The following is a 24,900-nucleotide window of genomic DNA, read 5'->3' on the forward strand; positions in this document are numbered from 1 at the left end:
GGTTCTTAACTAAATTTAACATATCCCTCCTGAAGGCGGGAGTTTAGTTCATCATAGTCTCGAGGAGGCGATCGCGCCGTTGCTGGAGAATTGCTTGCAGCAGGGGATAGTTCCGTAACTCAGGATCCTGTGCGATCAGTTCAGTCGCCGCCGATCGTGCCGCTTCTAGGCAATCTTGATCCTCAACAAGGCTAGCTAGAGCAAAGTCCGGTAATCCCGATTGCCGCGTCCCTAACACCTCCCCTGGACCGCGCAGCCGCAGATCCATCTCCGCAATAAAGAATCCATCCTGAGACTGAGCCAGCACATTCAGCCGTTGCTTGGCAGCATCATTGCGAGCACTATTGAGCAGCAGAAGACAGTAGGACTGTTGGGCACCCCGCCCCACCCGCCCCCGCAGTTGATGGAGTTGTGATAGGCCAAAGCGTTCAGCATGTTCAATGAGCATCACTGTAGCATTGGGGACATCCACCCCCACCTCAACCACCGTGGTAGCCACAAGAATATCCAGTTTCCCCTGGGCAAAGGCTTGAATCGTTGCATCCTTCTCACTAGATGCCATGCGACCGTGGAGGAGTCCCACCCGAAAATTGGGAAAAATCTCCGTTTGTAATCGCTTGTGCTCGGCAATGGCGGATTTCAAATCCAGTTTTTCCGATTCCTCAACCAAAGGCAGGACAATGTAGGCCTGACGCCCTTGGGCGACTTCACGGCGGATTAAATCGTAGGCACAGGGGCGATCGCCCCGTCCCAAGATGGTTGTTTGAATTGGCTGCCGACCGGGGGGCAATTCATCAATTTGACTAACATCTAAATCTCCATGGAGAGTCAACGCCAGAGTGCGGGGAATCGGTGTTGCCGTCATGGTCAGCACATGGGGCAGGACTCCCTTGGCTTGTAGCTTTGCCCGTTGCGCTACCCCAAAGCGGTGCTGTTCATCAATCACCACTAGACCGAGCCGCTGAAACCTCACCCCCTCTTGGATAAGAGCATGGGTACCCACCAGCACCGGCAATTCCCCCGTTGCCAATTGATCGAGAATCTGGCGTCGCTTGGTCGTGCGTACGGAGCCCGTGAGCAGTTCCACCGGCACATGGAGGGGGGTGAGCCACTCAAAGAGCTTGCGATAGTGCTGCTCTGCCAGAACTTCCGTGGGCGCCATCAGTGCCCCTTGGTAGCCGGACTGCACTGCCGCCAATAGGGCAATCACGGCAACAACGGTTTTCCCTGACCCCACATCCCCTTGGAGAAGGCGATTCATGGGAATCGGCCGCTCTAAATCCGCCAAAATTTCCGCCACCACCCGCTGCTGTGCCCCTGTGAGTTGAAAGGGCAACCGTTGGTAAAACTGCTCAATGAGTTCCCCTTGGGGCTTGAGGGGGGCACTGGCCTGCTGTTGTTGCTGTCGCCGCCGTTGGAGTAACCCCAATTGCAGGTAAAAGAATTCATCAAAAATCAGCCGCCGCCGGGCCAGACTCAGTTGGGTTTGATCTGGCGGAAAGTGAATGTGACGCAGCGCCGTGTCTAGGGGAATGAGTTGGTGACGTTGGCGTAGCCCCTGCGGTAGGGGATCAGGATAGTCTTGCACCAAGGGCAGAACACGAGCGACCGCACGGCGAATCACCTCGGAAGATACCCCCGCCGTCAGTGGATAGATGGGCACAATCCGGCCAATGGTGAGGGAGTCTATTTCTGCCCTCGCCTGATCCAGCACTTCCAACTCTGGATCCTCAAGGGTGAGGCCGTACTTCGTCCGCTTCACGAGGCCAGAGGCGGCCACAAGGGTCTGGGGGGCATAGAGGCGCTTTTGCTGCTCTTGCCATCCCCGTTGGGCATAGCGGGCACCGGCATAGAAACGACTCAGGCGAATTTGCCCGGTGCGATCTTGAAGCATAATTTCTAGGATGGTCAGCTTGGCATTGCGCGGACTGGTAAAGCAGTTGCAGTGGCGGACTTTACCCACAAGGGTGACGGTCTCCCCAGCTTGGAGTTGCCGAATCGGGACTTGGCGGGCATAGTCGATGTGATCGCGGGGGAAGTAGTAAATGAGATCCGCAACCGTATAAAGCCCGAGTTTTGCCAATTGTGCCGCAGCGCGATCGCCGACGACGCAGCGGAGCTGTTCGCCAATCCCATGCCCTGTTTTGAGCGGTTGATCGAGGGGACGGGGTCTCGGGGGTGAACTGGCCAGTTGTTTGTGGACATCGTGGAGCAGTTGGCGGGTTTTCACCACGAGGTGTTGTCGTTGGCTGGGGGACAGATCGTTGTAGTGGGCATAGGCTGCCGCTGTTTCCTGCCAGCGATCGCGCACCTGAGGAGGCAGTTGTTGCAGAGGGGCTTGCGTTAACGCTTCGTGTAGATACTCATTGAACCGATAGGTATTGCCCTGAAGGTTACAAAAACCCCGCGCCGTTTCAATGGCAAGGGCGCGTTGTAGGCGTGGCCAGTCAAGGGACACAGGAGGCCTCCTTACCTAAGGTTCACCATCCATGGCATTGGGAACACGCGCGGTCGCATCTGCGGCGTCATTGGCTTTCCACGTTTGCCACCATGCGCGACTGGCCTTGAGAACCAAATATTGCCGCTGTTTTTTATGGAGTTGTTTTTGCAGGGTGGCCAGACGCGCTTCCAGTTGGCGAATTTGACTGCGCTGATTGGCGAGGGGGGGGTGCTGAAACTCCAGTTCCTCAAGTTGCAGGTAAATAGCTGCTATGGGGTGATGGTTCGAGGATTCCCTGGGGGACTCACTTGCCTCTTGCTTCGCTTCACCCTCCTCTTGCGGCTTCTGCTCATCCAGCATCATGGTCAACAGATGGGGAATCCGCCCTAGGGGACGATTTTCTGCCTGACTGGCAATCTCTAAAATCACCGCGATTGGGGCAGGCGGTAAGATGGCTGCCCGCTGCAGCAGATGGTTAATCTTGAGCGAACTTTGATAAAGGACTTGGCTCAATTGCTGCGGTAGGGAGGTAGGGTCCTGTGAGCTTGTTGAGTCTTCCTCCCCATTCGTCGCCTCTTGGGCTGGAGTTTGGTCTTCTTGGCCGCGGGGCTGTAGGCCTAAAATAGTACTCTCCAAGGCGATCGCCAGTTCAGCAATCTGACGCTGCAGTTCCTGCCGCTCGGCATCCTCAAGGCTCAAAAATTGCTCTGGAAAGACTTGGGTGCACACCTGATAACTCACGGTGATCAACTGCTGACGGGCAATGGGGGCGAGCATCTCCAAATAAACATCATAAAGCTGACGCATTTCCGCCAACGCGGTCAATAGCATCCCCTGCAACCCTAAAATTTCCTGCTCAACGGCTTCTAAGTTACCGGACATACAGGCCTAAACTGGCATAACGGCAAAACAGTGCTGCTGCGTTTAAGAAGACTGTTTCTACAATCTATTACAAAATCTTGGCGACCATAGCCTATTCACCGACTCATGGCAAGATAGTGGGGTTGCAAAGGTGAGGCAGAAACGTGGATATTATTCTTTGTCTACAAGCAGTTATCCTCGGCTTGGTGCAAGGCATTACAGAGTTTTTACCCATTAGCAGTACCGCTCACCTGATTCTCTTTAGTGATCTGTTGGGGTGGAAAAGTGTCTGGCACAAAACGGCCCTAGATGCGATGCAGTTTGGAAGTGTGATCGCTGTTTTTCGGTACTTTTGGCAGGATATTCGTCAAATTGTCCAAGGGGCTTGGCAGGCATGGCAGCGGCGGGATTGGCAGCGAGAGGAATGGAAATTATTGGTTGGTATTGCGGTAGGCACTATCCCTGCATTAGCGGCAGGACTGCTTCTGAAATTGGCCAAAGTGGAGTTGGATAGGCCTCAGATCATTGCCACGATGGCGATCGCCATGGCGATTCTTTTAGGACTTGCAGAAAAATGGGGTTCCCGTAAACGCACGTATCAGGACATTGGCATTTTGGATGGCTTTCTGGTAGGGGGCGGCCAGATGATTGCCCTGTTACCGGGGGCTTCACGTTCAGGCTCCACGTTAACTGCAGCTTTAGCCTTGGGACTAGAGCGGCAGATAGCGGCGCGCTTTTCCTTTCTGTTGGGCATTCCCACTCTGACGATCGCCACACTGGTGCAAGCCAAAGATGTTTTTGATCAAGGCACCCTCTTCATTCCCCTTGTGATTGCTATGCTATCGAGTATGGTGTTTTCCTATCTGGCGATCGCTTGGCTGCTACGGTTCCTGCAACGCCATTCCACTTGGATCTTTATCTGGTATCGGATTGGCTTGGGAGCTGCGTTGTGGGGCGCGATCGCCCTCGGTAGTCTGCCAGCCTAAGGAACAAATTTAGCAAAATTTAACTTTATCTGTGGTTGAGATCACAGGGAAATGAGGGATATCTGAGCATACTAGATGTGGGATAGTGAAATCAAGGAAGCTGTACAGGGGCGCGATTGCTATCCAACCCAATCAAGCCAGGAAGGCACACCTGGATCTGCTTATTTTGTTTTGACCACAGTAGGGAAACCCAAGCGCGTGTTCTATGTTCAGCACGACAGGCAACACGGACCTAAAGCATTCCACCCTTTCGCTGTTGCAGGCCTACCAAGATAACCCTGCACCGGAATTGCGGAATCGCCTTGTTGAGTTGAACATAGGATTGGTGCGCAAGGAAGCCCATCGCTGGGTACAGTGCACCCAAGAAAGCTTTGACGATCTCATGCAAGTGGGCACCCTTGGTCTTATTCACGCCATTGAACGCTTTGACCCAACTAAGGGGGTGGCCTTTAGTTCCTTCGCGATTCCCTATATTCGCGGTGAAATTCAACACTACCTGCGGGACAAAAGTCCCCAAATTCGCGTACCCCGACGTTGGCAAACATTGCAAAGCCAAGGAAAGCGAGTCATGCGGGAATTACGCCAACAGCTGGAGCGCCCCCCCACCGATAGCGAAATTGCCCAGGCCCTCGATGTCCCCCTTGAGGAATGGCAAGCGGCAAAATTTGCCAGCTACTACACCACCCCTGTTAGCCTCGATGCCCCTACCTTTGAGGGTGAGGAAGAGGCCGTTGCCCTCGGTGACGTCGTGCCCGATCAACGGTACCAAAGTTTTCAACTGGCCGAGGAAGATCGCATTCGTTTGCAGCAGTGTCTGCGCAAACTGGAAGCCCGTACCTGTCAAATTCTGGAATTTGTCTTTTTGCATGATTTGAGTCAAAAAGAAACCGCTGAACTTTTGGGCCTCAGTGCGGTCACAGTCTCTCGGCAGATTAAAAAAGGCCTCCAAGCCCTACAACAGATGATGCGTCACGACGACGCTGAATCTTGAAAAGGCATAAAATATATTCATGGTTGATTTTGCTGCCCCCCTAGCGGCTTTAGCGGCGCATCGTTGGTTCAAACTCATTAACGGTGCCAGTTTCCAAGATGTTGCCCAAATTTATAACCTGACGTTGGCCTATGCACTTGCAGGGGCTGATTGTATTGATGTGGCCGCCGACCCTGCCGTGATTTACGCAGCCAATGAGGCCTTGGCCGTTGCCGCCAGCCTTGGTGCAACCCGCCCCCTACTGATGGTGAGTATTAACGATGGGACTGACCCCCATTTTCGAAAGGCCACATTTGATCCAAGTCGCTGTCCGCCAGGGTGCGATCGCCCCTGTGAACGCATTTGTCCTGCCGAGGCGATTCGTTTTAATGAACAGGTGCAAGGGGTGGTGCGCGATCGCTGCTATGGATGTGGTCGCTGTTTACCCCTGTGCCCGTTGGGCCTAATTACCACCGATGAGCAGCCCGCAGTCTTTGAGGACATCACGTCCCTGATTAGGGCTGGCACAATCCAAGCCCTCGAAATCCACACCCAACCCCAACGTTACAGTGCCTTTAGCGAGCTTTGGCAGCAAGTGCGCCCATGGGTACGGTATGTGCAGGTGCTGGCCATCAGTTGTCCCCAAGGGGAGGGGATAATTGACTATTTGCGTTGGATCAATAGGCAGATTCAACCTTTGGAGTGTGCTCTCATTTGGCAAGCAGATGGCCGCCCTATGAGTGGCGATATTGGCGATGGCGCAACGCGAGCCACCATTCAATTGGGTCAGGCGATTTTAGGGGCAAATTTACCCGGATTTGTGCAGTTGGCGGGCGGCACAAATGGCCATACGGTTGCTAAACTCAGGGCAATGGGACTATTAGCCCCAGGGGGAATTGCTGGTGTGGCCTATGGTAGTTATGCCCGCAAACGCCTAGCCCCTTTCCACGCGATCGCCGACCAACCCTGGCAAACGGTTCCTGACGTCCTTGCAGCGGCTGTTGCTGAAGCAGCCACCCTTGTCTCTCCGTTGAAATCTGTCCCGTCACCCTCTGTACCCTATGGTTGAATTGACTGCTGGACAACGCCAAGTCACTGACGATCTCGATCAATTATTAGCCATCCTACCGCCGCCCCTTGGACAGTCCCTCACCCATCATCCGCAGCGGGAAGAACTCTTAGAAATTGTTCTAGATTTGGGGCGATTGCCAGAAGCGCGGTTTATCCACAGCACCCAATACCTTGCCGAGACCCCCGTCAGCCGTGAGATGTTGCAATATGCCGTGGATCGGGTGGGCGAATTTAGTGGTGACAATCGCGCTGGGATTGAGCGCACACTGCACCGTATTAGTGCCCTGCGCAATCGCCAAGGAACAATTATTGGCTTGACCTGCCGGGTGGGGCGAGCCGTCTTTGGCACGATTGGCATGATTCGCGACTTGGTTGAAAGTGGCCAGTCCATTTTGCTGCTGGGGCGTCCAGGGGTTGGTAAAACCACGGCACTGCGGGAAATTGCTCGCGTCTTGGCGGATGAGTTGCACAAGCGGGTGGTGATTATTGACACCTCCAATGAAATTGCTGGCGACGGCGATATTCCCCATCCGGCCATTGGCAAGGCACGGCGGATGCAGGTGGCACGCCCAGAACTGCAGCATCAGGTGATGATTGAGGCGGTGGAAAACCACATGCCAGAAGTAATCGTCATTGATGAGATTGGCACAGAATTAGAGGCCCTGGCCGCCCGCACGATCGCCGAGCGGGGAGTCCAACTCATTGGTACAGCCCATGGCAACCAAATTGAGAACCTGATGAAAAACCCCACCCTTGCTGATTTGGTGGGGGGGATTCAATCGGTCACCCTAGGGGATGAGGAAGCCCGCCGGCGGGGCACCCAAAAAAGTGTCCTTGAACGTAAAGCCCCGCCCACCTTTCAAATGGCCGTGGAAATGCTAGAGCGCGATCGCTGGGCCATTCATCTCGATGTGGCTGCCAGTGTGGATCTCCTGTTGCGGGGTCGCCAACCAGTTCCCGAAATTCGCAGCGTTGCTGCCGATGGCTCAGTGGTGATTAGTCGCCCTGAACCTGCCCCTCAGCGATCGGAGGTCAAATCTGCGCCCCGGCGCCCCTCCTGGCGAGATAGTGGCCAGATGCTACCCGTCGTTGATGCCAACAAAGAACCCCTGCGGGCGAATTTTGCCCAACTGCTTGAAGCGACACTGGATGCCCCCACCGTTGGTCCAAATGGTGAAGAGCTCCCCCTCCACGTTTTTCCCTACGCCGTCAGCCGCCACCATTTAGAGCAGGCAATTCACACCCTAAACCTGCCCATTGTGGTCACGAAGGACATTGATCAGGCGGATGTCATTTTGACGCTGCGCTCCCACCTCAAGGGCGAAAGCAAGCTGCGGCACTTGGCCCATATCCATCATCTGCCGGTGCATGCGATTAAAACCAATAGTATGGCACAGATTGTGCGGGGTCTGCGGCATCTGCTTGGCATTGAGGACCCCACCCCTGCGGAGTCAACCGATCTCTCCCTCTTTAGTCCCACTGGGAGCGATGATGAGCTAGAGGCTCTGGAGGAGGCGCGCTTAGCTGTTGAGCAAATTGTGATTCCCAAAGGCCAGGTGGTTGAATTATTGCCGCGATCAGCGAATATTCGGCGGATGCAGCATGAGCTGGTTGAGCACTACCAGTTGACTTCCTGTAGCTTTGGTGAGGAGCCAAACCGACGACTACGGATTTATCCTAACCTCTTGCGCTAATTTGGGATTGACCAGCGCTTGTAAAAAGGTGCCTATGCGGTCAATGGGCAAAACATGCTGCACACTCCCAAGGGCAATAGCCTCCTTGGGCATGCCAAAAATCACACTGGTGGCTTCATCTTGGGCAATGGTGATTCCGCCAACCTTGGCGATCGCTTGCATCCCTGCTGCGCCATCATCTCCCATTCCCGTGAGCAATACCCCCACGACGGCATTGCCATAGTAGGCTGCTAGGGAGCGAAACATCGCATTGACCGAGGGACAATATCGTTCATGGGCAGCGGCGGGTATCAGACAAAACTTACCTCGGCGATCAATTTCTAGATTTAAATGATCTGGTGCAAAATAGACGGCTCCAGGTTGGGGCGTCTCACCCGCGGTTGCCACAGTAACCCGCAGTTTGGTTTCTTGGGATAGCCAACCTATCAGACCGCCGAGAAAGCCGGAACTAATATGCTGGGTACAGACAATGGGTAAAGGGAAGGTTGCAGGCAACGACTGCAAGACTTTGGCAATAGCTTGAGGGCCACCGGTGGAAGCGCCAATGCCAACAATAGCTAGGTTTGATGAGGAGTGTTTCTTTGGGAGGTGTGGCGCTGCAACACTTGTGGAACTAGGGGCAGGACGTAGGGGACGGGTAAACACTTTCACCCCCGCGAGCACTCGAATCTTACTAAGCAGTTGGGCGCGATCGTAATCGGCTAGCAGACCGCTACTCGGCTTGGGAAACACATCAATTGCACCTGCTTGCAGCAGCTCAAAGGCTGTTTGGCCTTCTGCCGCAGCGACACTGATCACTAGAACAGGACATGGGTAACGCGCCATAAGTTGACGGGTTAGCTCCAACCCATCTATTTCCTTCATGTACAGATCCGTACAGACAACATCCGGTTGGCAGGATGGAATTGCAATGAGGGCCTCTTTGCCGTTGGTCGCTACCCCAACAACCTGAATGTCCGATGCAGATTGCAATAGTTGCTTGAGGATGTTCAGGGCAATTGGCGAGTCTTCAACTAGAAACACCCGAATAGTCATTGAGGTAGACTTTACACATTACTCATGGGATCAAAATCTTGGGAGCTTTGCTGCCGGTGAGCATCTGAGTCTCTCCAGTCTAGGAAGAAATCCAGAACAGTTGGAGAACTGCTAACACCGATCGTAAGAATTGGGTGGGAAAACCACTATTGGATTATTGGATGGCCTCAATTTAAAGCCCTGTCTTCCTGTCATTCCTAAATCCACAAAAGTGATATTGGGTTGACTTCGCCCAATTTGAAGACAATAGGAGAGTTCTCACTAGGAAGAACAGTGGCTCTAGCCATTCCACGGTACCCTACTTTTGAGCGAGTCATCCTCACCCTTCTGGCGGTAATCAAGAAATAATGGGAAGGCAAGGCTATGCAGTAGGTCTTTTAATCTGGTTTGCGTGTCTATTGTTAGCTCCACTACTTCTGAACAACTAAGTCAGACTTAATTTTAACACAGTTTAATAGCTAGCATGGCTACTCTTAAAACTCCTCTTGGATTAGCCTACTTTTTTGCTGGCGAGAACCCGAATCTTGGTAATTAAAGTACTCTTGAGGCGCTCATAATCTGCTGCTGAACCAGCAGTGGGCTTGGGAAAGAAATCAAGGGCACCGGCCTGCATCAGGTTATAGATATTATCCACATCCGTGGGTTGTACGGCGTTACTAATCACTAGTACGGGACGGGGAAATCGCTTCATGACTTCCTTGGTAAATTCTAAGCCGTCCATGCCCGGCATTTGCAGATCAGTACAGATGACATCGGGCTGGGTACGCTGGATAACTTGGAGGCCTGAAGCGCCATCCATCGCAGTTCCCACGACCTCCACTTCCTCCGAGGAGTTAATGAGTCGTTGCAAAATCTCGAGGGCAACTGCCGAGTCTTCAATCAGAACTACTTTAATTTTGCTCATGAATCAGCTCCTTAAGGGTATCAAGTAGTAGAGTTTGGTCAAAGTTACCTTTGGTCAGGTAAGCATTGGCACCAGCGGCAAGGGCGCGCTGACGATCGCTCGCTCCTGCTAAGGTGGTAACAAGGATAATCGGCAGGGTTTTATACTCAGGGAGTTGGCGAATTCGCCGGGTCATTTCAATACCGTTTTGCTGCGGCATTTCCACATCTGAGACCACTGCCTGAAAGTGACCTGTGCGCAATTGTTGGAAACCATCGGCACCATCAACAGCGGTGGTGACCTCATAGCCCGCCCGCTCCAAAATGCGCCGCAGTTGGGTACGAATGGGCAAGGAGTCTTCAACCAAGAGGATGCGAGGCTTGGCAACCGGCTGGAAAACCCGACTCATCTGGGCATCATCGAGGGTGCGCATCAAGGCACTGGGGCGCAATAGGTGACACGGTTCACCGTTATCAAGAAGGGTGACGCCCAAGAGGTAGGGGAGCTGTTGCAGCAGAGGATGGGGGGGTTTAAGCTGCACATTTTGAAAATCCACAATTTCGTCAACAATGAGGCCACGATAGCGATTGCCCTGCCGCAAAATCACACAGGGATAGGGGGGAGGTTGGGGTGGTGTCTGTTGTCCCAAGAGAACTGCTAACCAAGCAATGGGCACAGGATGGTTGTTCCACAGCAGGGTAGGCTCACTGACCTCTAAGAGGAACTCCTCCTGTCGTAAGAGTAAGCTGGTGGCGATCGCGTCAATAGGCAAGCCATAGAAATACTCCTGCAACCGCACCACCAGGATGGCCATTGTCCCCCGATTGGCTTGCAGTGTTATTTGGAAACGGCAACCTTGTCCCGGTGTCGATTGAACTTGAAGACTCCCATTGAGTTCCTCCACATTGGTGCGCACTACATCTAAACCGACCCCACGTCCCGACAGAGTGCTAACCTGCTGGCGGGTGGAAAAGCCCGGAGTAAAAATCAGTGCCTCAATCTCACTGGGGCCCATAGCTGCCAATTCTGCTTCCGTATAAAGTCCCCGTTTTAGCACTGCCTCCCGAATAGCCGATCGATCAAGGCCACGACCATCATCAATAACTTCAATGACCACTTCATTGCCCTGGCTACGGCCACGAACTGTTAGGGTTCCTTCGGCAGGCTTCCCCTGTTGCTGCCGTTCGGCGGGAGACTCAATTCCGTGATCAAGAGCATTGCGCACCAAGTGGATCAAGGGGTCTTTCACCCCCTCAAGAATCCGCCGATCTACCGTGACTTCGGCACCCTCAATAATTAACCGCACCTGCTTGTTTTGTTCCTTGGCAATATCCCGCACAGCACGGGGCAGTAGGTTAAAAATTGTGGCCAAGGGCAAAAATTGGAGGTTTTGAATCTCATGTTTGAGGCCACCCACCACAGCAGTGAGGTAAGCCTCATCAACGCTAGCACGGGCCTGCAATTGTTGCAGAGATCTGCCTAGGGTATCTAGTTGTTGCCGCAAGTGATCGTAATGCTGCCGCAAGGCAAAGAGCTCGGGATAGGGCTGCAGCAGGCGTTGACTGGCAAGGGTATGTGCTTGAAGCTGCTCCCAGTAATTGAGGGTTTCAGTAATGAGTTCCTGTTGGCGAGCAAGCCGCTGCTGGGTGAGACTCAAGTCGCCAATAGTCGTCATTAGGGCATCTAGCTTGTGACTGGCTACCCGCACGCTTTCAATCTGATAGCGATCGTCAGGGGTAGCAAGAGTTTTGGGGTCAACAGCTTCTTCCTCGAAAGTAGGAGGAGCTGGAATCTCCTGGAACGTTTCATGGGGGGCAATCAGGGAATCGAGACCGAGATCAAGATCGTCGTCAGTTGCCGAGGGGGTTACTGAGGAAGCACTGGGATTTGGGGGCACCTGGGTAGTGCCACTATGTAAAACTTGTATTAGCTCAGCCGCAATATGAAAAGTACTGATGTTGGCTGGTTCTCCAGTTACTGCTTCATGGACAATTTTTTTGACTGCATCCAGACCACGGTAGAGAACTTCAAACAGATCTGGGCTAGGTTCTAAATTGCCCTGCCGCCACTGGCTAAAAATCTCCTCTAGGTGGTGAACCAGAGTTTCGGCGTCGGTTACCCCTAGCATCCGTGAGTCACCCTTGAGGGAGTGGGCTTCCCGCATGAGGGTTTCAAGGGGAGAGCGATCGTAGGGATGGGTTTCAAGGGCAAGAAGTCCAGATTCAATGGCTTGCAGATGCTCGGCACTAGCGATCTGGTAGAGCGATCGCAACTCACCATCTTCAATGTACATGGATGCACACAACCCCTAGACCGAGTTTTGCAAAGTTTCTGCAGCTTCCAACAGTTGCTGGGTTGCTGTCCTAATTTGGGAAATGCTTGCAGAGGTTTCCTGGGCACTTAGATTGATGGCGTTCATCGCTGAAATCACCTGTTGCACTCCCACAGCCTGCTGTTTGGAACTGAGGGCAATTTGTTGAGTGTTCAAGTGCACTGCCTCAACGGCACTGGTAATTGTCGTGAAGGTTTCCGAAGTGCTCTGTGCCAATTTAGCACACTCATTACTGGCTTTCATGCCTTCATCAGTGACCATGACCGTACCGTTCATGGCTGCTTGCACCTCACGAATCAGGTTGGTAATTTTCTCGGCTGATTTTTTACTTTGATCCGCCAGTTTGCGAACTTCCTGAGCTACCACAGAAAACCCCTTGCCCTGTTCACCCGCTCGTGCTGCTTCCACTGCTGCATTCAAAGCCAGAATATTAGTCTGGTTGGCAAGGTCGCCAACCAATTCAGAAATGGCAGTGACTTGAGTCATCTGCTCGCTCAATTGCATGATCTTCTCGGCGATCATCATGACATTATCCCTAAGAGTATTGATCCCATTGACTGTTTGTTGAACCGTTTCTTTACCATAGTTAGCCAGCTCCATTGCCTGCTTGGCGCCTGCTGCTGAGGCCTGAGCTTGCTCTGCCGATTGACGGGAGGAAGCGCCCAACTCTTCCATCGTGGTGGTAGTCTGATTCACCGAGGCAGCCTGTTGGGCAATTACCTTTTCCTGTTCTTCAACTGCCGTAGCAGTCTCATTGGCAGAGGTCGCGATTTGGGTGGATATCCGTGAAAGCAGAGCAAGGGTACCCTTGACAGTGAAAATAACAATAACAACCAACAGAATTTGCACAATAAAAAAAATGATTTCAACAACTTGAACGAAATCACTTGATCTTTTAGCGGCAATTTCAGCAGCCTTAACAGTGTCATCGCTCAGCTTAAAGAAATCCTCACTGTCTTGAACTAAGCGAGCAACATTCACTTTGGACTGCTGGAGCTGCTCTTTGAGCTTTTGCCACTGCGATTGCAATTGTAGCATTAAGGTGCGGAATTCTTGATCCTTGGCAGGGGGAATTCCCATTTCCACATCACCATTGATCAGAGCATTAATTCGGCGATTGTTGGAAGCAATAAGTTCGTCGATATTACCCCCTCCAAGGCGCAGTTTCACAATTCGCTGAGTACCACCACGTACGCGACCTACCTCGTTAATAACCAAGAAATCATCCTTAGCCTGGTTAAAGGTAGAGACATAGAGGCCCAAGGAGGATAAGCTCAACAGGGAAATGCCACCAATCAGAAAATAGAACCGATAGCGAATACGCATGATTAATCCTCACAAAAACTAGGAAAGAAATATAACTGTAGGCTCATTTTACCTCCTAAGCAGCCCTAGTTGGGACAATTAATTTGTTTACTAACTGATTGATGTTGAGCAATTTGATAACTCGCCCTTCTTCAATGATAGAACCAACATAACCGCTGTCATGAACTGCCAAAAAAGAGCTTAACTTCAGCTTGTCAGAGCGATAGGTGATGATTCCCCGTACATCATTAATTAAAATCCCTAGTAACATGGAATCCACTTTGAGAACCACTGCCTTCTTGAGGGGGGCGGGTGATTGGGGTAGGTGCAGTACTTCTCGTAGATCGAGTAGGGAGATAACTTCGTTCTGGAGAGAGGCATGGCCGGCAATGAGACTTGGTGCTTTTGGGGCCGGAACAAGACGGTTAACTTGAATAAATTGCTGAATTTCCCTCAGTGGAATGGCAAACTCTTCTCCCTCTAGGTCAAAGGCTACCGCTGTGAGTGTTCCCTCTAAAGGGTCTTGGGTTGCTGTCTGGTGACATAGAGCTTGTTGCCGTTCCCGCAGGAGTGCTCGCTGAGCTAAGGTTGCCGTTGGCCAATAGCGGTCGTAGAAGTCGTAGCTGGGATAGTGCTCTAGTTCTGCTGAAATTCCTTCGGATGTGAGTCTTGCTACCTCCGCTGGTGCGCGAATGAGGGTGTCAACATTGATTAAAATCAGCATCTCCTGAGCCACTTGAGCGAGGCCTGCCACAAACGCAGTATTGAGGGGACTAGGATGACCGTACTCGGGCTCTTTGCGCAGTTCAACAGTGCTCCCCAGAATTACATCTTCCACTTGATTGACGACCACCCCCACGCGCAAGCCCGTTGCTTTCAGCACAATTACAACGTCAGTCTCTCGACACTGAGGCGGCGTGATCCCTAGGCGACAGCTTAGATGCATGATGGGAATGAGATTCCCCCGCAGGTTGAGGACTCCAAGAATATCGTTAGGTGCCTCTGGGAGAACTGTAAGTTCTGGGAGACTAAAAATCTCCTCAACTGTGGATAAGGGGAGCAGGCACTTTAACCCAGCAGTTGTCAGTTGCAAATAGTCCATGGCATGGTAGCTAGATAAGTTTCTCAATTGTATTGAGGAGCAACTCGCGATCTACAGGCTTCGTGAGATAGGCATTGGTACCGGCCATGTGCCCCCTGGCGCGGTCAACAAGCCCATCTTTAGCTGTAAGCATGACTACTGGAATGTTCTTAAACTTCTCAATTTTGCGAATCGTGCGGCAAAAATCAAAGCCATCCATTTCTGGCATGGTCACATCTAAGATAATCAGGGAAACATTGCAATCATTTAACAAAGCCAGAGCATCTATCGCGCTTGTTGCACTGACAACCTCATAGCGATCGCCAAGGGCACGGCGAATCATGGCCTGTACAATCGGACTGTCATCCACTGTCAAAACAACGGGCAACTTGACGCAAGTGGCCGTCGTGGTCATAAATCCTAGCAGACCATCCTTAGCCCATTGCCCATAGAGGGATGCCAAAGCTAAAGAGTCTTTGTAGGTTCCCTCGGCAATGTCAGCAATGGTTCTGTCGCCGGTGACCCAAGTTTTGAGATGGTGCAGGGTAACTTCGTCGCGGATTGTCTGTAGGGCGCCTGCATGGAGGCGAGGAATAGCTTCCAGGGAGGGGACAGTTGGATAAAACCGCTGCCAAAGAGATTTACGGTTCTTAATCCGCTGTAGAATGACCTCTGGGTCAATCCCATGACCATCGTCGCCGTAGCATAGATCACAACTGGCGTCCGCCTGCAATTTGACAAAACAACTGTAGGGAAACAGGCGTTCTAAAAGCACCGTTGAGCGTTCAATCATGACTTTTTTAATAGTCTCCCAACTCAGTGCTCGTATGCTGACGACTGCTTCTAAATGAGAGCGATGGGAGGTATCCTTTGCGTGACTACGCGCATACTCAATTAGCGTATCTATGAAGCCCACCTTGAGCATTTTCCCCAACAGGTGCAGGAGGTCGTCAGGGCTAGGAAGATGAGCCTCCACAAAGGTCAATCCGCCTTGATAGCAGCCGAGATAATAGACTAATTGACGTTGTATTTCTGGGATCGTTGCTCCTACCTTCAAAATACCAGTAAATTCCTGGAATTTAATTTTTTCCAGCAGCTTTGGTAACGGTAGGACGGCCTCTAAAGACTCACTAGGCCGGTAGATAGTCATATTTTCAAAAGCCTGCATCGCCCCTCCTTGTGAGGACAATAGATAGTTGTCAGAAGTAAAAATTTACCCCCCTGCTCAGAATAGCTAATTAGCAGGTTGACTGAGCTAGGTTAATCTTAAGGGAAGTATTCGTTAGGTCAGTGTATTGAAAGTTACATTCATCATCACTCTGTACTTCTTTTCTTTACTGAATTTTTCTGACCTCCACTTTTGAGATTAAAACTAGGTTAATGCGAGGAATTTTACCCCACTCCTAGACTCCTGGGATAGATAGGGCGGCAACTTGCCTCAGGTAATGACGCAGCAGTGCTACCGTAGCCCCTTGGCGAAAAGGAACGATCTGATCCTCTGGCTGCTTCTGAAGCAGCATTTCTGCTGTTGCTAGGAGAGGGGCAACAAGATCAAACTCTTGCTCAGCAAGGTGGAGTTCAATGAGTTCAACATAGGCCTCTACTGTATTGGGGCTCAGAAAGATAATCCGCCGTAGATACTCTTTGGCGGCTGTTTTATCCTGTTGCTCCTGGGCAATGTGGGCAAGGAGAAAGAGAGCAGCAATGTTTTGGGGGTTGAGGCAGAGGAGCTGTTGCCCAAGGGCGATCGCCTTGGTGTAACGGCCTTGATCGGCGTGGATTTGCGCCATCAATAACAGACACTCTTCATTGTTGGGCTGAGACTGCTGCCACTGTTGTGCCAAAATCAGAGCACGGTTGTAGTCGCCTTCCCTGAGGGCAATCTTTGTTTGCTCCTCAAGGGATAGGACGGGAATAGGGGGTGGCATGGATGGAGTGTTAGGGTGACCCAGTGGATGCTGACTTAATTGATGGCGACTTAACTGATAAACGACTGACTCTGGAAAACTCAGGACTTGCAGCGGGCCGATGTCCTGTCCTTGCAGTTCCGTGTGTCCGGTGAGCAAATAGCCACCAGCGCGCAATAGTGAGACAAAAGCCCCTAGGGTCTGCTGAATGGCAGCACTGTCAAAGTAGATAAAGACATTACGGCAGACAATCAGATCCACGCTGGCAGGGGGTAGCTCATACTCTGCAACATTCAGCAGATTAAGGCAGCGAAAGCGTACCCATTGACGTAGGGAGGGTATCACTTCCCACCCTCGACCAGTCTCCCGAAAGTACCGAGCTTGTAGGCTCGGATCTATTCCCCGAAAAGACCAATGACCATAGATGCCTGCCTGCGCTTTGGAGATTGCCGCTTGACTGAGGTCATATCCGACAATGCTTAATTGCCAGTCAGTGGGATTTGGCAGCAGCTCCTTAAGCAAAATAGCTAAGGAATAAACCTCCTCCCCTGTGGAACAGCCAGCACTGACAAGCCGCAATGTCCGATCCTGCCGATGACGGGCAATTAGATCGGGCAGTAAACGTTCCCGCAAGAGTTTGATCTGACCTTGATCTCGAAAAAAATAGCTCTCACCGGTGGTAATGAGATCTGCTAATTGTTTCCATTCCTGTTGACTATGGGTGAACTGGGGCTTGGCTAAGAGGGCGAGATACTCGCTGGGATGCTGATAATTGAGAGCACGACAGCGATTCAGGAGCTTGCGGCTTAGGTAGGGTTTGTCTTGAGGGCGAATACTGATGCCAGTTTGGCAACGAATCAGCTCTACAAACTGTTCAAGTAATTGATCGTTCATAGGGTCAATTTAACACCAAGGGGCTAACACTGGTGTGCGATCGCCCCCTAGGGTATGATTGTAGGGTTGAACTCTGTAAATCGCAGGCAACACCTGAGTGCAATGGAACTTGCTAGCGGCTCTTGCAGAGTCATGGAAAATCATTGGAATTACACATTTCTAGGATGACCACCCCTTTACTTCTACGTGCTGCCCGTGGTGAAAGCGTTGAGCGTCCCCCCATTTGGTTGATGCGGCAAGCTGGGCGCTACATGAAGGTCTATCGTGACCTGCGCGATCGCTATCCCTCGTTTCGCGAGCGATCGGAAATTCCGGAGCTCGCCGTTGAGATATCGCTCCAGCCTTTCCGCGCCTTTGCCCCTGATGGGGTGATCCTCTTTTCCGACATTCTCACGCCCTTACCCGGCATCGGCATTCCCTTTGACATTGTTGAAAGTAAAGGGCCAATCATTGATCCGCCCATCCGCACCCTAGAGCAGGTGCAACAACTCTATCCCTTGGAGCCGGAGGTGGCCTGTCCTTTTATTCGGCCAATTCTAGCCACACTGCGCCAAGAAGTCGGCGATCGCGCCGCAGTACTGGGGTTTGCTGGTGCCCCCTGGACCCTTGCGGCCTATGCCATTGAGGGCAAAAGCTCCAAGGACTACATCCAAATTAAAGCCATGGCCTACCACGAGCCAGACCTGCTCCACAAATTCCTGAACCATTTGGCCACGGCCATTGCGGACTACCTCTGCTATCAAATTGACTGCGGCGCCCAAGTGGTGCAACTTTTTGATTCCTGGGCAGGTCAACTCAGCCGTCAGGACTACGACACCTTTGCGTTTCCCTACCAAAAGCAGGTGATCCAGCAGGTCAAAGCGGTCTATCCCGATGTGCCCATCATCCTCTACATCAATGGCAGTGCCGCAATTGTGGATCGCATGGCAGCAACGGGAGTAGACATTGTCAGCCTCGACTGGACTGTTGATATTGGCACCATTCGTCAGCAGTTCCCCGCCGCTGTTGGCCTGCAGGGAAATTTAGACCCAGTGATCCTCTTTGCTCCGCCGCCAGTACTTAAAGAGCGGTCTTTGGCCATTATTGAGGCGGGTCGCAAGGGGAAATATATCTTTAACCTTGGTCACGGTGTTCTTCAAGGTACCCCTGAGGAAAATGTGGCCTTTCTCTTTGACTTGGTGAAGTCCCTTGCCTAATGCGAATTCTAATCACAGGTGCCAATGGCTGCATTGGTCAATACATTTCTGAGGCCCTGATCCAAGAGACAGATCATGAATTGTTTTTGCTGGTGCGGGATCCTTCACGCCTACATCTTGATCCTTACCAGCGATCGGGGGTGAATGTGGTTCAGGCAGATCTGATGGATCTAACGCCATTGGAACCGCTGCTACCCACCTTTGATGTGGCCATCCTGACGGCAACCGCCTGGGGGGGAAGCAATGTCTTTGCCATTAACTACGAGCAAACCTGCCAGCTCCTCAGGCAACTGGATCCACAGCGCTGCCAGCGGGTATTTTATTTTTCAACAGCCAGTATTCTCAATCAGCAGATGCAACCGCTGCCGGAGGCAGGTACCCTAGGAACGGATTATATTCGCTCAAAGTATGAGTGTCTCCACGCCATTGAGCAGTTACCGGTGGCCGATCGCCTGATTGAACTTTTTCCAACGATGGTTTTTGGCGGTGGCCCCGATGGCAAGCGTCCTTCCTTTATCACCGCAGGCATGGGGGAAGTCCTCAAGTGGTTGTGGTTGGCCCGCTTCTTCCGCGCCGAGGCCAGTTTTCACTTTATCCATGCCCGCGATATTGCTCAGGTGGTGCTCTACCTGTTGCAGCACCCAGAGTATCCGGTACCGCGCCGCGTGGCTTTGGGTAACCCGCCAATGACCGTCAACGAGATGTTGGCACAATTGTGTGCTGCTGCCAAGCTGCACATCTACGGCCAGATTCCCTTGACCTTGCCGCTGGTCAATTTCCTTGTGCGAGTATTTCGGGTGCAGATGTCCCCTTGGGATTATTTTTGCCTACAGTATCGCAACTTTACCTACGAGACGGTGCTCAACCCCCAAGCCTTGGGGCTAACCCCCTACTGTGGGACGGTGGCGGATTTGCTACGCTGTAGTTTGGGCACCGCAGACCCCTCAACCAACAGTTAGAGACGCTTTGATGGCAGGGATTTGGTTACTGAAGTCGGAAGCAAGCGTTTTTTCTTGGCAGGATTTGAAGGCCGCTCCCCAGCAAACCACTTGTTGGGAAGGGGTACGCAACTACCAAGCCCGCAATTTGATGCGCGATCGTATGCAAGTGGGCGATCGCGTGCTTTTCTACCACAGTAATGCCAACCCACCGGCAATCATGGGCATTGCTGAAGTTGTCAGGCCCGCCTATCCGGATCACTTTGCTTGGAACCCTGAGAGTCGCTACTTTGACCCCAAAAGCACCCCTGACAATCCCCGCTGGGTTATGGTGGATATCCAGTATCGCCGTGACTTTTTGCCCCCAATTACGCTGCCGGAACTGCGGCAAACCCGTGGCCTGGAGGGGATGCTGCTGCTGCAAAAGGGTTGCCGTCTTTCGGTCCAACCGGTAACTGAATCGGAGTGGCAGATCATTCTTAGCTTGCGATCGCCCTAGGGTTGACGAGACAGAGGGCGTAGATAGGGTAAATTTTTGACGTGGCGATCGCTAGCGTACTCAAAACCAAAATCGGCGTATTCTGCCGTATTCACCAGGCGCCGAAAGGCCGATAAACCAATCCGGCGTTTGCCATCAAGGGTGCTGACCTTTGAATAGGGATTCTCAGGATCTCCCCCCAACAGTTGAAAGGCTTCTTCGGGAGTCAGCCACTCGTGGCTGGGGTCAGCGGTGGGAATTTTCTCCTCTAGGTGTTTGAGCTTTGCTGCCAACTGCTCCCAGATATTGCGGCGGTGCGGGTTGACCCGTAGATGGGACTTCAGCGATCGCCACAATAGCTGCAGTTGCACCCCCAAATACTGGAAAAAACGCTTGATCAACCGCCCAATCTGATTCAACAGCAGCGGTAATCCCGTTGGCGGTGGTGGCGACGATCGCTCAAGAACAACCATACTCCAGCCGCAGGCACTACACACTTGGCGGCCAGAGGACAAGGGTTTCCCTAAGCGGGCGCCACAGCGTGGGCAAGTTTCGAGCATGATTCCAGTATGAATGACGTTTCATCAGGGATAGATCAAATTTTAGCTGTTGACCGCGGCCGGCGATAAAAGGGGCGAGGCACCACCACCGCTGGCACCCAGCGATCGCGCACCTGCACCGCCAGTTCACGACCTATATGGGCAAACTCTGGAAAGACATAGCCAAGGGCGATCGCCTTCCCCAATGTGGGAGATAGGGTGCCACTGGTAATTTCCCCCACAGCCTGGGCTCCGGCATAGATTGGGTAGCCGTGGCGAGCAATGCCTTTGCCCCGTAGTTCTAACCCCACCAATTGCCGCTCAATGCCCTGCTGCTTTTGCGCTAAAAGGGCAGCACGACCCACAAAATCGGGCTTTTGCCAATCAATTAAGCCATTGAGCCCCGCCTCTAGGGGGGTGGTTTGCTCATCCATATCCTGGCCGTAGAGGAGCATGGCTGCCTCCAGCCGCAGCGTATCCCGTGCCCCCAACCCACAGGGAGTAACACCTGCCGCCAACAGGGTTTGCCACAACTGTTGCCCCACTTCGGCGGGGACAAGAATTTCCCAACCATCTTCGCCCGTGTAGCCGGTGCGTGCTATCCAAGCGGGCTGTCCCAGTAGGTTGACTTGAGTATGGCGATAGGCTTTGATCACCCCTAGGGGGAGATCGCACAGGGGAGACAGCGTTGCCGTCGCCGCCGGCCCTTGAAGAGCAATCAGCACCTGGGTCGCTGACTCATCGATGCGCTCAATACTGGCCGGTAAATGCGTTTGAAACCAATCCCAATCCTTAGAGGTTGTGGCGGCATTGACAATACAGCGCACTTGGCCCTCGTCAATGTAGAGAATGAGATCATCCACAATCCCCCCGGCGGCATTGAGAAGAACCGTATACTTGGCTTGACCGGGCTGGAGCTGGCTCAGATTTGTGGGCACCAAGTTTTGCAGCGCAGCTACCACCCCATCGCCCCGCAACACAAACTTGCCCATGTGGGAAATATCAAACATCCCCACCTGCTGCCGTACAGCTTGGTGTTCCTGCAAAATACTACTGTACTGCAGGGGCATTTCCCAGTTGCCAAAGGTGGTAAACCGTGCGCCCTGATGCAGGGGATAGAGCGGGGTGTGTCGTAAGGATTCACTCATCAGTGACCACCGGAAATAGACTCTCTAGTTGTTGTTCGAGTTGAGCAGCAGTCAGGGCCGGTTCACGGCAGCGCCGGCCTTCACAGACCAAGGCCAGAGGCTCTAGATCATCGCGGACCTTGAGCACAGCGGTTGGTAGGTAGCGATCCAAGAGGGAGGCTGCCTGATCAGGACGAAGTTGGACACAGACAGGGTGAAGATACCACTGCAATGCTGCCAATAAGCTGGGACAGCTTTGGGGGGCCTCGCGGATGAAGTGGCTAAAAAAGCGCAGTCCCTTTTCTGCCTGTGCGAGGTAGGTGGGATGTTCTGTGAGCAAAAAGAGTTGAACCAAGTTGGCGATCGCCACCCCATTGGCAGCAGGAGTGGCATTATCTAGACCTTCCCGCTGGCGCAGGATCAAGTCGGGTCGCTCTGGGGCATTGTAGTAGCCGCCATCCTTTGCCCCCAATTCCTGATCAAACAGGGTTTGATATTGGGTCGCCAACGCCAACCACGGCTGCGCCGCCTCCCCCACGGCTAAACTGGCTTGATGCAGGGCAAGGAGAGCTTGGATCCAGTAGGCATAATCCTCGGCCTGAGCGACCTCCGCCACGGTGCCCCCATAATTGAGGCGGTAGAGTTTGCCCTGCTGATATTGGTGCTCATGGAGCCACTGAGCCGCTTTAGCGGCTCGCTGCCAGTAGGTGTGCTCTCTCCAGACTTGGGCTGCCGTTGCCAAACCGGTGATCATTAGGCTATTCCAAGCCAAAATCATTTTTGTATCGGTGACCGGCGGAATCCGGCCTGGCCAAGCCCGCCCTTTGGCAGTTGCACTATCGGTGGCCACGGCAAAGGGCTGATCCATGGGCGTATCGGCACCATAGCGGCGGGCAAAGAGCTTGCGCAGAATCGGCACCAGCGCCTGAGGATCCTCTGGAGGGCGCACCTGCTTGAGGACAATTTTGCCTTCAAAATTGCCACTGGCAGAGATGTCAAAGTGGGCTTGCAGTTGTGTCAATTCCGTTGGGGTGAGGGTCTGCTCTAGCTCCGCGTACCGCCAGCAATAAAAGGCACCCTCCTCGGGTTCGGGGTCATTGGCACTGACAAAGCTATCGGCATCCTGAGCCGCATAGAAGTACCCCTCAGGGGCGGTCATTTCGCGATCGAGCCATTGAATTGTTTGGGCAATTGCAGCGGGAATCTGGGGAGAGCGATCGCCCTGCTGCCACAGCCGCGCTAAATAGGTCACAATCTGGCCATTGTCGTAGAGCATTTTTTCAAAGTGGGGTACTGTCCACCGGGAATCCACGGTGTAGCGATGCCAGCCGCCCCCGACATGGTCATAGATGCCCCCCCGCAAGAGGTTGTCTCCCCGCCGCCGACACAGGTGCAGCAGTTCTGCAGGATTGGGACTGAAAGCCAGCCCCTGCAGGAGCATTTGGGCATAGGGCATCATAGGGAAGCAGCTGCCCTGGGGGCGATCGCCCAAAATCGGTGTCACTTGGCGAATTCCTGCCCTTAGGAGTTCTTCCGTCAGGGGGAGGGTCTCCCCCCTCTCAACGGGGGGTGCCAGATATTGCCAGAGGGTGGCCTGCTGGGCAGTGAGCTTCTCTTTTTCTTGGTCATAGAAGCGACGCACCGCCTGTAACACCTGCAAAAACCCCGGCCGGCCATAGCGCGGCTGCACTGGAAAGTAGGTTCCCCCATAAAAGGGACGGCGATCCTGAGGGGTAAGAAAGATATTCAGCGGCCAGCCCCCTTCACCGGTCATCAGTTGCAACGCCTGCATATAGATGCTGTCAATATCGGGTCGCTCTTCGCGATCCACCTTAATCGGCAGGAAATAGGCATTGAGATAGGCGGCAATCTCCAGATCCGAGAAGGCTTCCCCCTCCATCACGGTGCACCAGTGGCAACTGGAATAGCCAATCGAGAGAAAAATCACCCGATCCTCTGCCGCGGCTTTGGCCAGGGCTTCATCACACCACGGCCACCAGTCAATGGGGTTTTCGGCGTGCTTGCGCAGATAGAGGCTTTGGCACTGGCTAAGGCGATTCGGCATGGGGGCGTACCATTTCGACACTAATTTGACCTGTAAAGTTGGGCACAGGCGGCGCGAGTTTTGTTACACGCACAGCAGCCCGCTGCACTTGGGGCGGTGTAAGGCAAAGGTTGATAATGGCCGCCGCTAGGGTCTCGATTAACTGAAAGCGCTGCTGCTGCATTAACTGCTCAATGGCTTGTAAAAGAGGGCGATAGTCAAGGGTGTCCGCCAAGCGATCGCTGGCGGCAGCGGGTGTCATATCAAACCAGAGTCTAATATCAATCTCAAACCACTGGCCAAGAACTTGTTCCTCTGGGAGAGCACCCGTATAGCCGTAGTAACGCATTCCCGAGAGGTGCAGACAGTCAGTTGTGGACTCGCTCAAGGACATGCATCCATAACCAGGCAGGAAAACGTCTTCTGGGTGGATTGATTTTTTGGCCCTTACCCTTTTTCACTGTATCGCCAAAATGCTGCTGATGGCGAGTTTTCCCCTCAGGGACCTTGCCCCCACTGTGGCTTGGATTGGCAAGGCCACGGGGGCGATCGCTCCCTCCTAAATGCTCTTCTGGCGAAAACCCAATGCGGATGGCGAGACTCGAACTCGCAAGGCAAAGCCACACGCCCCTCAAACGTGCGCGTATACCAATTCCGCCACATCCGCGTAGCTTTGTCATTATAGCGCAGATTCCTAAATTTCTGAAAGTAGTCTCTGGTCTCTCGAGCGCAGAAATATTGAGGGGAGAAGCTCCTCCTCTCTAAAGTCTCTGACTCGCTGATTTTGGCAGCACTGCCATGAATACAGCAGCAGCCTCCCCGTCCAGAGGATTTGCTCCTATAAGGAGTATGAGCTGTTGCCGTGGGCCGAACCCGTGGCGACTATCGTCTCTTTGCTCGCCGGAGCTTTATCAAACTGCCCAGTCCCTTGGTCTTACTCTGAGGGAGATCAAAGCCGTTGAAGTATACGATCGCGGTGAGATTCCCTGTGATCCCCTCAAGGAAAAGTTAGAGGAGAAATCGGCTACCAGTTACAGATTCTTCAACAGGAATTACAAGGCCTCCTATCCGACTGGCGATCGCCCCCCCAACCCCTAAAGGGCACGATCTATCCCCTTC

Annotated in this window: 22 protein-coding genes and 1 tRNA gene; 9 read left to right on the forward strand and 14 right to left on the reverse strand. The window is 52.9% G+C overall.

Going from position 1 to position 24,900, the window contains the following annotated elements; genetic code table 11:
* Window positions 1-43 precede the first annotated feature (43 nt).
* A complete protein-coding gene (recG, locus tag Q0W94_RS04795; RefSeq protein ID WP_297761870.1) occupies window positions 44-2,458 on the reverse strand; it encodes an ATP-dependent DNA helicase RecG in 2,415 nt (804 codons plus the stop codon).
* Between the two features lie 15 nt (window positions 2,459-2,473).
* Entirely contained in the window at window positions 2,474-3,322 is an 849-nt protein-coding gene (locus tag Q0W94_RS04800) for a hypothetical protein (RefSeq protein WP_297761871.1), read from the reverse strand.
* A gap of 143 nt (window positions 3,323-3,465) precedes the next feature.
* Here Q0W94_RS04800 and Q0W94_RS04805 point away from each other — a divergent pair, with 143 nt between their 5' ends.
* The 4 genes from Q0W94_RS04805 (at window position 3,466) to Q0W94_RS04820 (ending at window position 8,022) form a co-directional block, all read left to right on the forward strand.
* Window positions 3,466-4,287, forward strand: coding sequence for an undecaprenyl-diphosphate phosphatase (locus tag Q0W94_RS04805; protein ID WP_297761872.1), 822 nt, complete (start codon window positions 3,466-3,468; stop codon window positions 4,285-4,287).
* A 205-nt stretch (window positions 4,288-4,492) separates the two neighbouring features.
* Window positions 4,493-5,278 (forward strand): RNA polymerase sigma factor SigF, encoded by a 786-nt coding sequence (locus Q0W94_RS04810; protein ID WP_297761873.1) that lies wholly within the window; start codon window positions 4,493-4,495, stop codon window positions 5,276-5,278.
* Between the two features lie 19 nt (window positions 5,279-5,297).
* Window positions 5,298-6,326 carry a circadian clock protein LdpA gene (ldpA, locus tag Q0W94_RS04815; RefSeq protein WP_297761874.1) on the forward strand — a complete coding sequence of 343 codons (1,029 nt, stop codon included), beginning with the start codon at window positions 5,298-5,300 and terminating at the stop codon, window positions 6,324-6,326.
* On the forward strand, window positions 6,319-8,022 hold the full coding sequence (locus Q0W94_RS04820) for a R3H domain-containing nucleic acid-binding protein (protein WP_297761875.1): 1,704 nt from the start codon (window positions 6,319-6,321) through the stop codon (window positions 8,020-8,022). The genes ldpA and Q0W94_RS04820 overlap by 8 nt, the downstream gene beginning before the upstream one ends.
* Here the strand turns inward: Q0W94_RS04820 and cheB are convergent.
* From cheB to Q0W94_RS04855, 7 genes are all read right to left on the reverse strand, one after another.
* Complete coding sequence (gene cheB, locus Q0W94_RS04825; protein WP_297761876.1) at window positions 7,993-9,057, reverse strand: chemotaxis-specific protein-glutamate methyltransferase CheB; 1,065 nt, start codon at window positions 9,055-9,057, stop codon at window positions 7,993-7,995. The genes Q0W94_RS04820 and cheB overlap by 30 nt on opposite strands.
* Window positions 9,058-9,547: 490 nt before the next feature.
* Entirely contained in the window at window positions 9,548-9,961 is a 414-nt protein-coding gene (locus Q0W94_RS04830) for a response regulator (protein WP_297761877.1), read from the reverse strand.
* Window positions 9,948-12,233, reverse strand: coding sequence for a response regulator (locus tag Q0W94_RS04835; protein ID WP_297761878.1), 2,286 nt, complete (start codon window positions 12,231-12,233; stop codon window positions 9,948-9,950). The genes Q0W94_RS04830 and Q0W94_RS04835 overlap by 14 nt, the downstream gene beginning before the upstream one ends.
* Window positions 12,234-12,248: 15 nt before the next feature.
* On the reverse strand, window positions 12,249-13,535 hold the full coding sequence (locus Q0W94_RS04840) for a methyl-accepting chemotaxis protein (RefSeq protein ID WP_297761879.1): 1,287 nt from the start codon (window positions 13,533-13,535) through the stop codon (window positions 12,249-12,251).
* Window positions 13,536-13,653: 118 nt separating this feature from the next.
* Window positions 13,654-14,679 (reverse strand): chemotaxis protein CheW, encoded by a 1,026-nt coding sequence (locus Q0W94_RS04845; RefSeq protein ID WP_297761880.1) that lies wholly within the window; start codon window positions 14,677-14,679, stop codon window positions 13,654-13,656.
* Window positions 14,680-14,689: 10 nt separating this feature from the next.
* Window positions 14,690-15,826: a response regulator gene (locus Q0W94_RS04850; RefSeq protein WP_297761881.1), complete on the reverse strand. Its 1,137-nt coding sequence runs from the start codon at window positions 15,824-15,826 to the stop codon at window positions 14,690-14,692.
* Window positions 15,827-16,061: 235 nt separating this feature from the next.
* On the reverse strand, window positions 16,062-17,459 hold the full coding sequence (locus Q0W94_RS04855) for a CheR family methyltransferase (RefSeq protein WP_297761883.1): 1,398 nt from the start codon (window positions 17,457-17,459) through the stop codon (window positions 16,062-16,064).
* A 164-nt stretch (window positions 17,460-17,623) separates the two neighbouring features.
* On the opposite strand from Q0W94_RS04855, the gene hemE reads away from it, so the two are divergent.
* Genes hemE through Q0W94_RS04870 form a run of 3 tightly spaced genes read left to right on the forward strand, consistent with a single transcriptional unit; the run spans window position 17,624 to window position 20,092 of the window.
* On the forward strand, window positions 17,624-18,655 hold the full coding sequence (gene hemE, locus Q0W94_RS04860; RefSeq protein ID WP_297761885.1) for a uroporphyrinogen decarboxylase: 1,032 nt from the start codon (window positions 17,624-17,626) through the stop codon (window positions 18,653-18,655).
* Entirely contained in the window at window positions 18,655-19,614 is a 960-nt protein-coding gene (locus Q0W94_RS04865) for an NAD(P)-dependent oxidoreductase (RefSeq protein ID WP_297761888.1), read from the forward strand. The genes hemE and Q0W94_RS04865 overlap by 1 nt, the downstream gene beginning before the upstream one ends.
* Before the next feature lie 10 nt (window positions 19,615-19,624).
* Window positions 19,625-20,092: an EVE domain-containing protein gene (locus Q0W94_RS04870; protein ID WP_297761890.1), complete on the forward strand. Its 468-nt coding sequence runs from the start codon at window positions 19,625-19,627 to the stop codon at window positions 20,090-20,092.
* On the opposite strand, the gene Q0W94_RS04875 is transcribed toward Q0W94_RS04870, so the two are convergent.
* The 4 genes from Q0W94_RS04875 to folB are packed head-to-tail and all read right to left on the reverse strand — an operon-like array spanning window position 20,089 to window position 24,175.
* Window positions 20,089-20,631, reverse strand: coding sequence for a hypothetical protein (locus Q0W94_RS04875; RefSeq protein ID WP_297761892.1), 543 nt, complete (start codon window positions 20,629-20,631; stop codon window positions 20,089-20,091). The two genes, Q0W94_RS04870 and Q0W94_RS04875, sit on opposite strands and share 4 nt — an antisense overlap.
* Before the next feature lie 35 nt (window positions 20,632-20,666).
* Window positions 20,667-21,758, reverse strand: coding sequence for a glycine cleavage system aminomethyltransferase GcvT (gene gcvT / locus Q0W94_RS04880; RefSeq protein ID WP_297761894.1), 1,092 nt, complete (start codon window positions 21,756-21,758; stop codon window positions 20,667-20,669).
* Entirely contained in the window at window positions 21,751-23,802 is a 2,052-nt protein-coding gene (locus Q0W94_RS04885) for a thioredoxin domain-containing protein (RefSeq protein ID WP_297761896.1), read from the reverse strand. The genes gcvT and Q0W94_RS04885 overlap by 8 nt, the downstream gene beginning before the upstream one ends.
* Window positions 23,786-24,175, reverse strand: a complete 390-nt coding sequence (gene folB, locus Q0W94_RS04890) for a dihydroneopterin aldolase (RefSeq protein WP_297761898.1) — start codon at window positions 24,173-24,175, stop codon at window positions 23,786-23,788. Before folB ends, Q0W94_RS04885 begins: the two co-directional genes overlap by 17 nt.
* A 46-nt stretch (window positions 24,176-24,221) precedes the next feature.
* On the opposite strand from folB, the gene Q0W94_RS04895 reads away from it, so the two are divergent.
* Window positions 24,222-24,344: a hypothetical protein gene (locus tag Q0W94_RS04895; protein WP_297761900.1), complete on the forward strand. Its 123-nt coding sequence runs from the start codon at window positions 24,222-24,224 to the stop codon at window positions 24,342-24,344.
* A 23-nt stretch (window positions 24,345-24,367) separates the two neighbouring features.
* On the opposite strand, the gene Q0W94_RS04900 is transcribed toward Q0W94_RS04895, so the two are convergent.
* Window positions 24,368-24,448 (reverse strand) — tRNA-Leu (locus tag Q0W94_RS04900).
* Window positions 24,449-24,630: 182 nt separating this feature from the next.
* On the opposite strand from Q0W94_RS04900, the gene Q0W94_RS04905 reads away from it, so the two are divergent.
* Window positions 24,631-24,879, forward strand: coding sequence for a hypothetical protein (locus tag Q0W94_RS04905; RefSeq protein WP_297761902.1), 249 nt, complete (start codon window positions 24,631-24,633; stop codon window positions 24,877-24,879).
* The last annotated feature ends 21 nt before the right edge of the window (window positions 24,880-24,900 follow it).

The organism is Thermosynechococcus sp. (genome assembly GCF_025999095.1).
In the GTDB taxonomy this organism is placed as follows: domain Bacteria; phylum Cyanobacteriota; class Cyanobacteriia; order Thermosynechococcales; family Thermosynechococcaceae; genus Thermosynechococcus.

Excerpts from the sequence above, each read along its gene's own strand:
- Q0W94_RS04800 (WP_297761871.1), bottom strand. The coding sequence starts at position 3,322 with ATGTCCGGTAACTTAGAAGCCGTTGAGCAGGAAATTTTAGGGTTGCAG.
- Q0W94_RS04810 (WP_297761873.1), top strand. The coding sequence starts at position 4,493 with ATGTTCAGCACGACAGGCAACACGGACCTAAAGCATTCCACCCTTTCG.
- ldpA (WP_297761874.1), top strand. The coding sequence starts at position 5,298 with ATGGTTGATTTTGCTGCCCCCCTAGCGGCTTTAGCGGCGCATCGTTGG.
- Q0W94_RS04820 (WP_297761875.1), top strand. The coding sequence starts at position 6,319 with ATGGTTGAATTGACTGCTGGACAACGCCAAGTCACTGACGATCTCGAT.
- cheB (WP_297761876.1), bottom strand. The coding sequence starts at position 9,057 with ATGACTATTCGGGTGTTTCTAGTTGAAGACTCGCCAATTGCCCTGAAC.
- Q0W94_RS04830 (WP_297761877.1), bottom strand. The coding sequence starts at position 9,961 with ATGAGCAAAATTAAAGTAGTTCTGATTGAAGACTCGGCAGTTGCCCTC.
- Q0W94_RS04835 (WP_297761878.1), bottom strand. The coding sequence starts at position 12,233 with ATGTACATTGAAGATGGTGAGTTGCGATCGCTCTACCAGATCGCTAGT.
- Q0W94_RS04845 (WP_297761880.1), bottom strand. The coding sequence starts at position 14,679 with ATGGACTATTTGCAACTGACAACTGCTGGGTTAAAGTGCCTGCTCCCC.
- Q0W94_RS04850 (WP_297761881.1), bottom strand. The coding sequence starts at position 15,826 with ATGCAGGCTTTTGAAAATATGACTATCTACCGGCCTAGTGAGTCTTTA.
- Q0W94_RS04855 (WP_297761883.1), bottom strand. The coding sequence starts at position 17,459 with ATGAACGATCAATTACTTGAACAGTTTGTAGAGCTGATTCGTTGCCAA.
- hemE (WP_297761885.1), top strand. The coding sequence starts at position 17,624 with ATGACCACCCCTTTACTTCTACGTGCTGCCCGTGGTGAAAGCGTTGAG.
- Q0W94_RS04865 (WP_297761888.1), top strand. The coding sequence starts at position 18,655 with ATGCGAATTCTAATCACAGGTGCCAATGGCTGCATTGGTCAATACATT.
- Q0W94_RS04870 (WP_297761890.1), top strand. The coding sequence starts at position 19,625 with ATGGCAGGGATTTGGTTACTGAAGTCGGAAGCAAGCGTTTTTTCTTGG.
- Q0W94_RS04875 (WP_297761892.1), bottom strand. The coding sequence starts at position 20,631 with ATGCTCGAAACTTGCCCACGCTGTGGCGCCCGCTTAGGGAAACCCTTG.
- gcvT (WP_297761894.1), bottom strand. The coding sequence starts at position 21,758 with ATGAGTGAATCCTTACGACACACCCCGCTCTATCCCCTGCATCAGGGC.
- Q0W94_RS04885 (WP_297761896.1), bottom strand. The coding sequence starts at position 23,802 with ATGCCGAATCGCCTTAGCCAGTGCCAAAGCCTCTATCTGCGCAAGCAC.
- folB (WP_297761898.1), bottom strand. The coding sequence starts at position 24,175 with ATGTCCTTGAGCGAGTCCACAACTGACTGTCTGCACCTCTCGGGAATG.
- Q0W94_RS04905 (WP_297761902.1), top strand. The coding sequence starts at position 24,631 with ATGAGCTGTTGCCGTGGGCCGAACCCGTGGCGACTATCGTCTCTTTGC.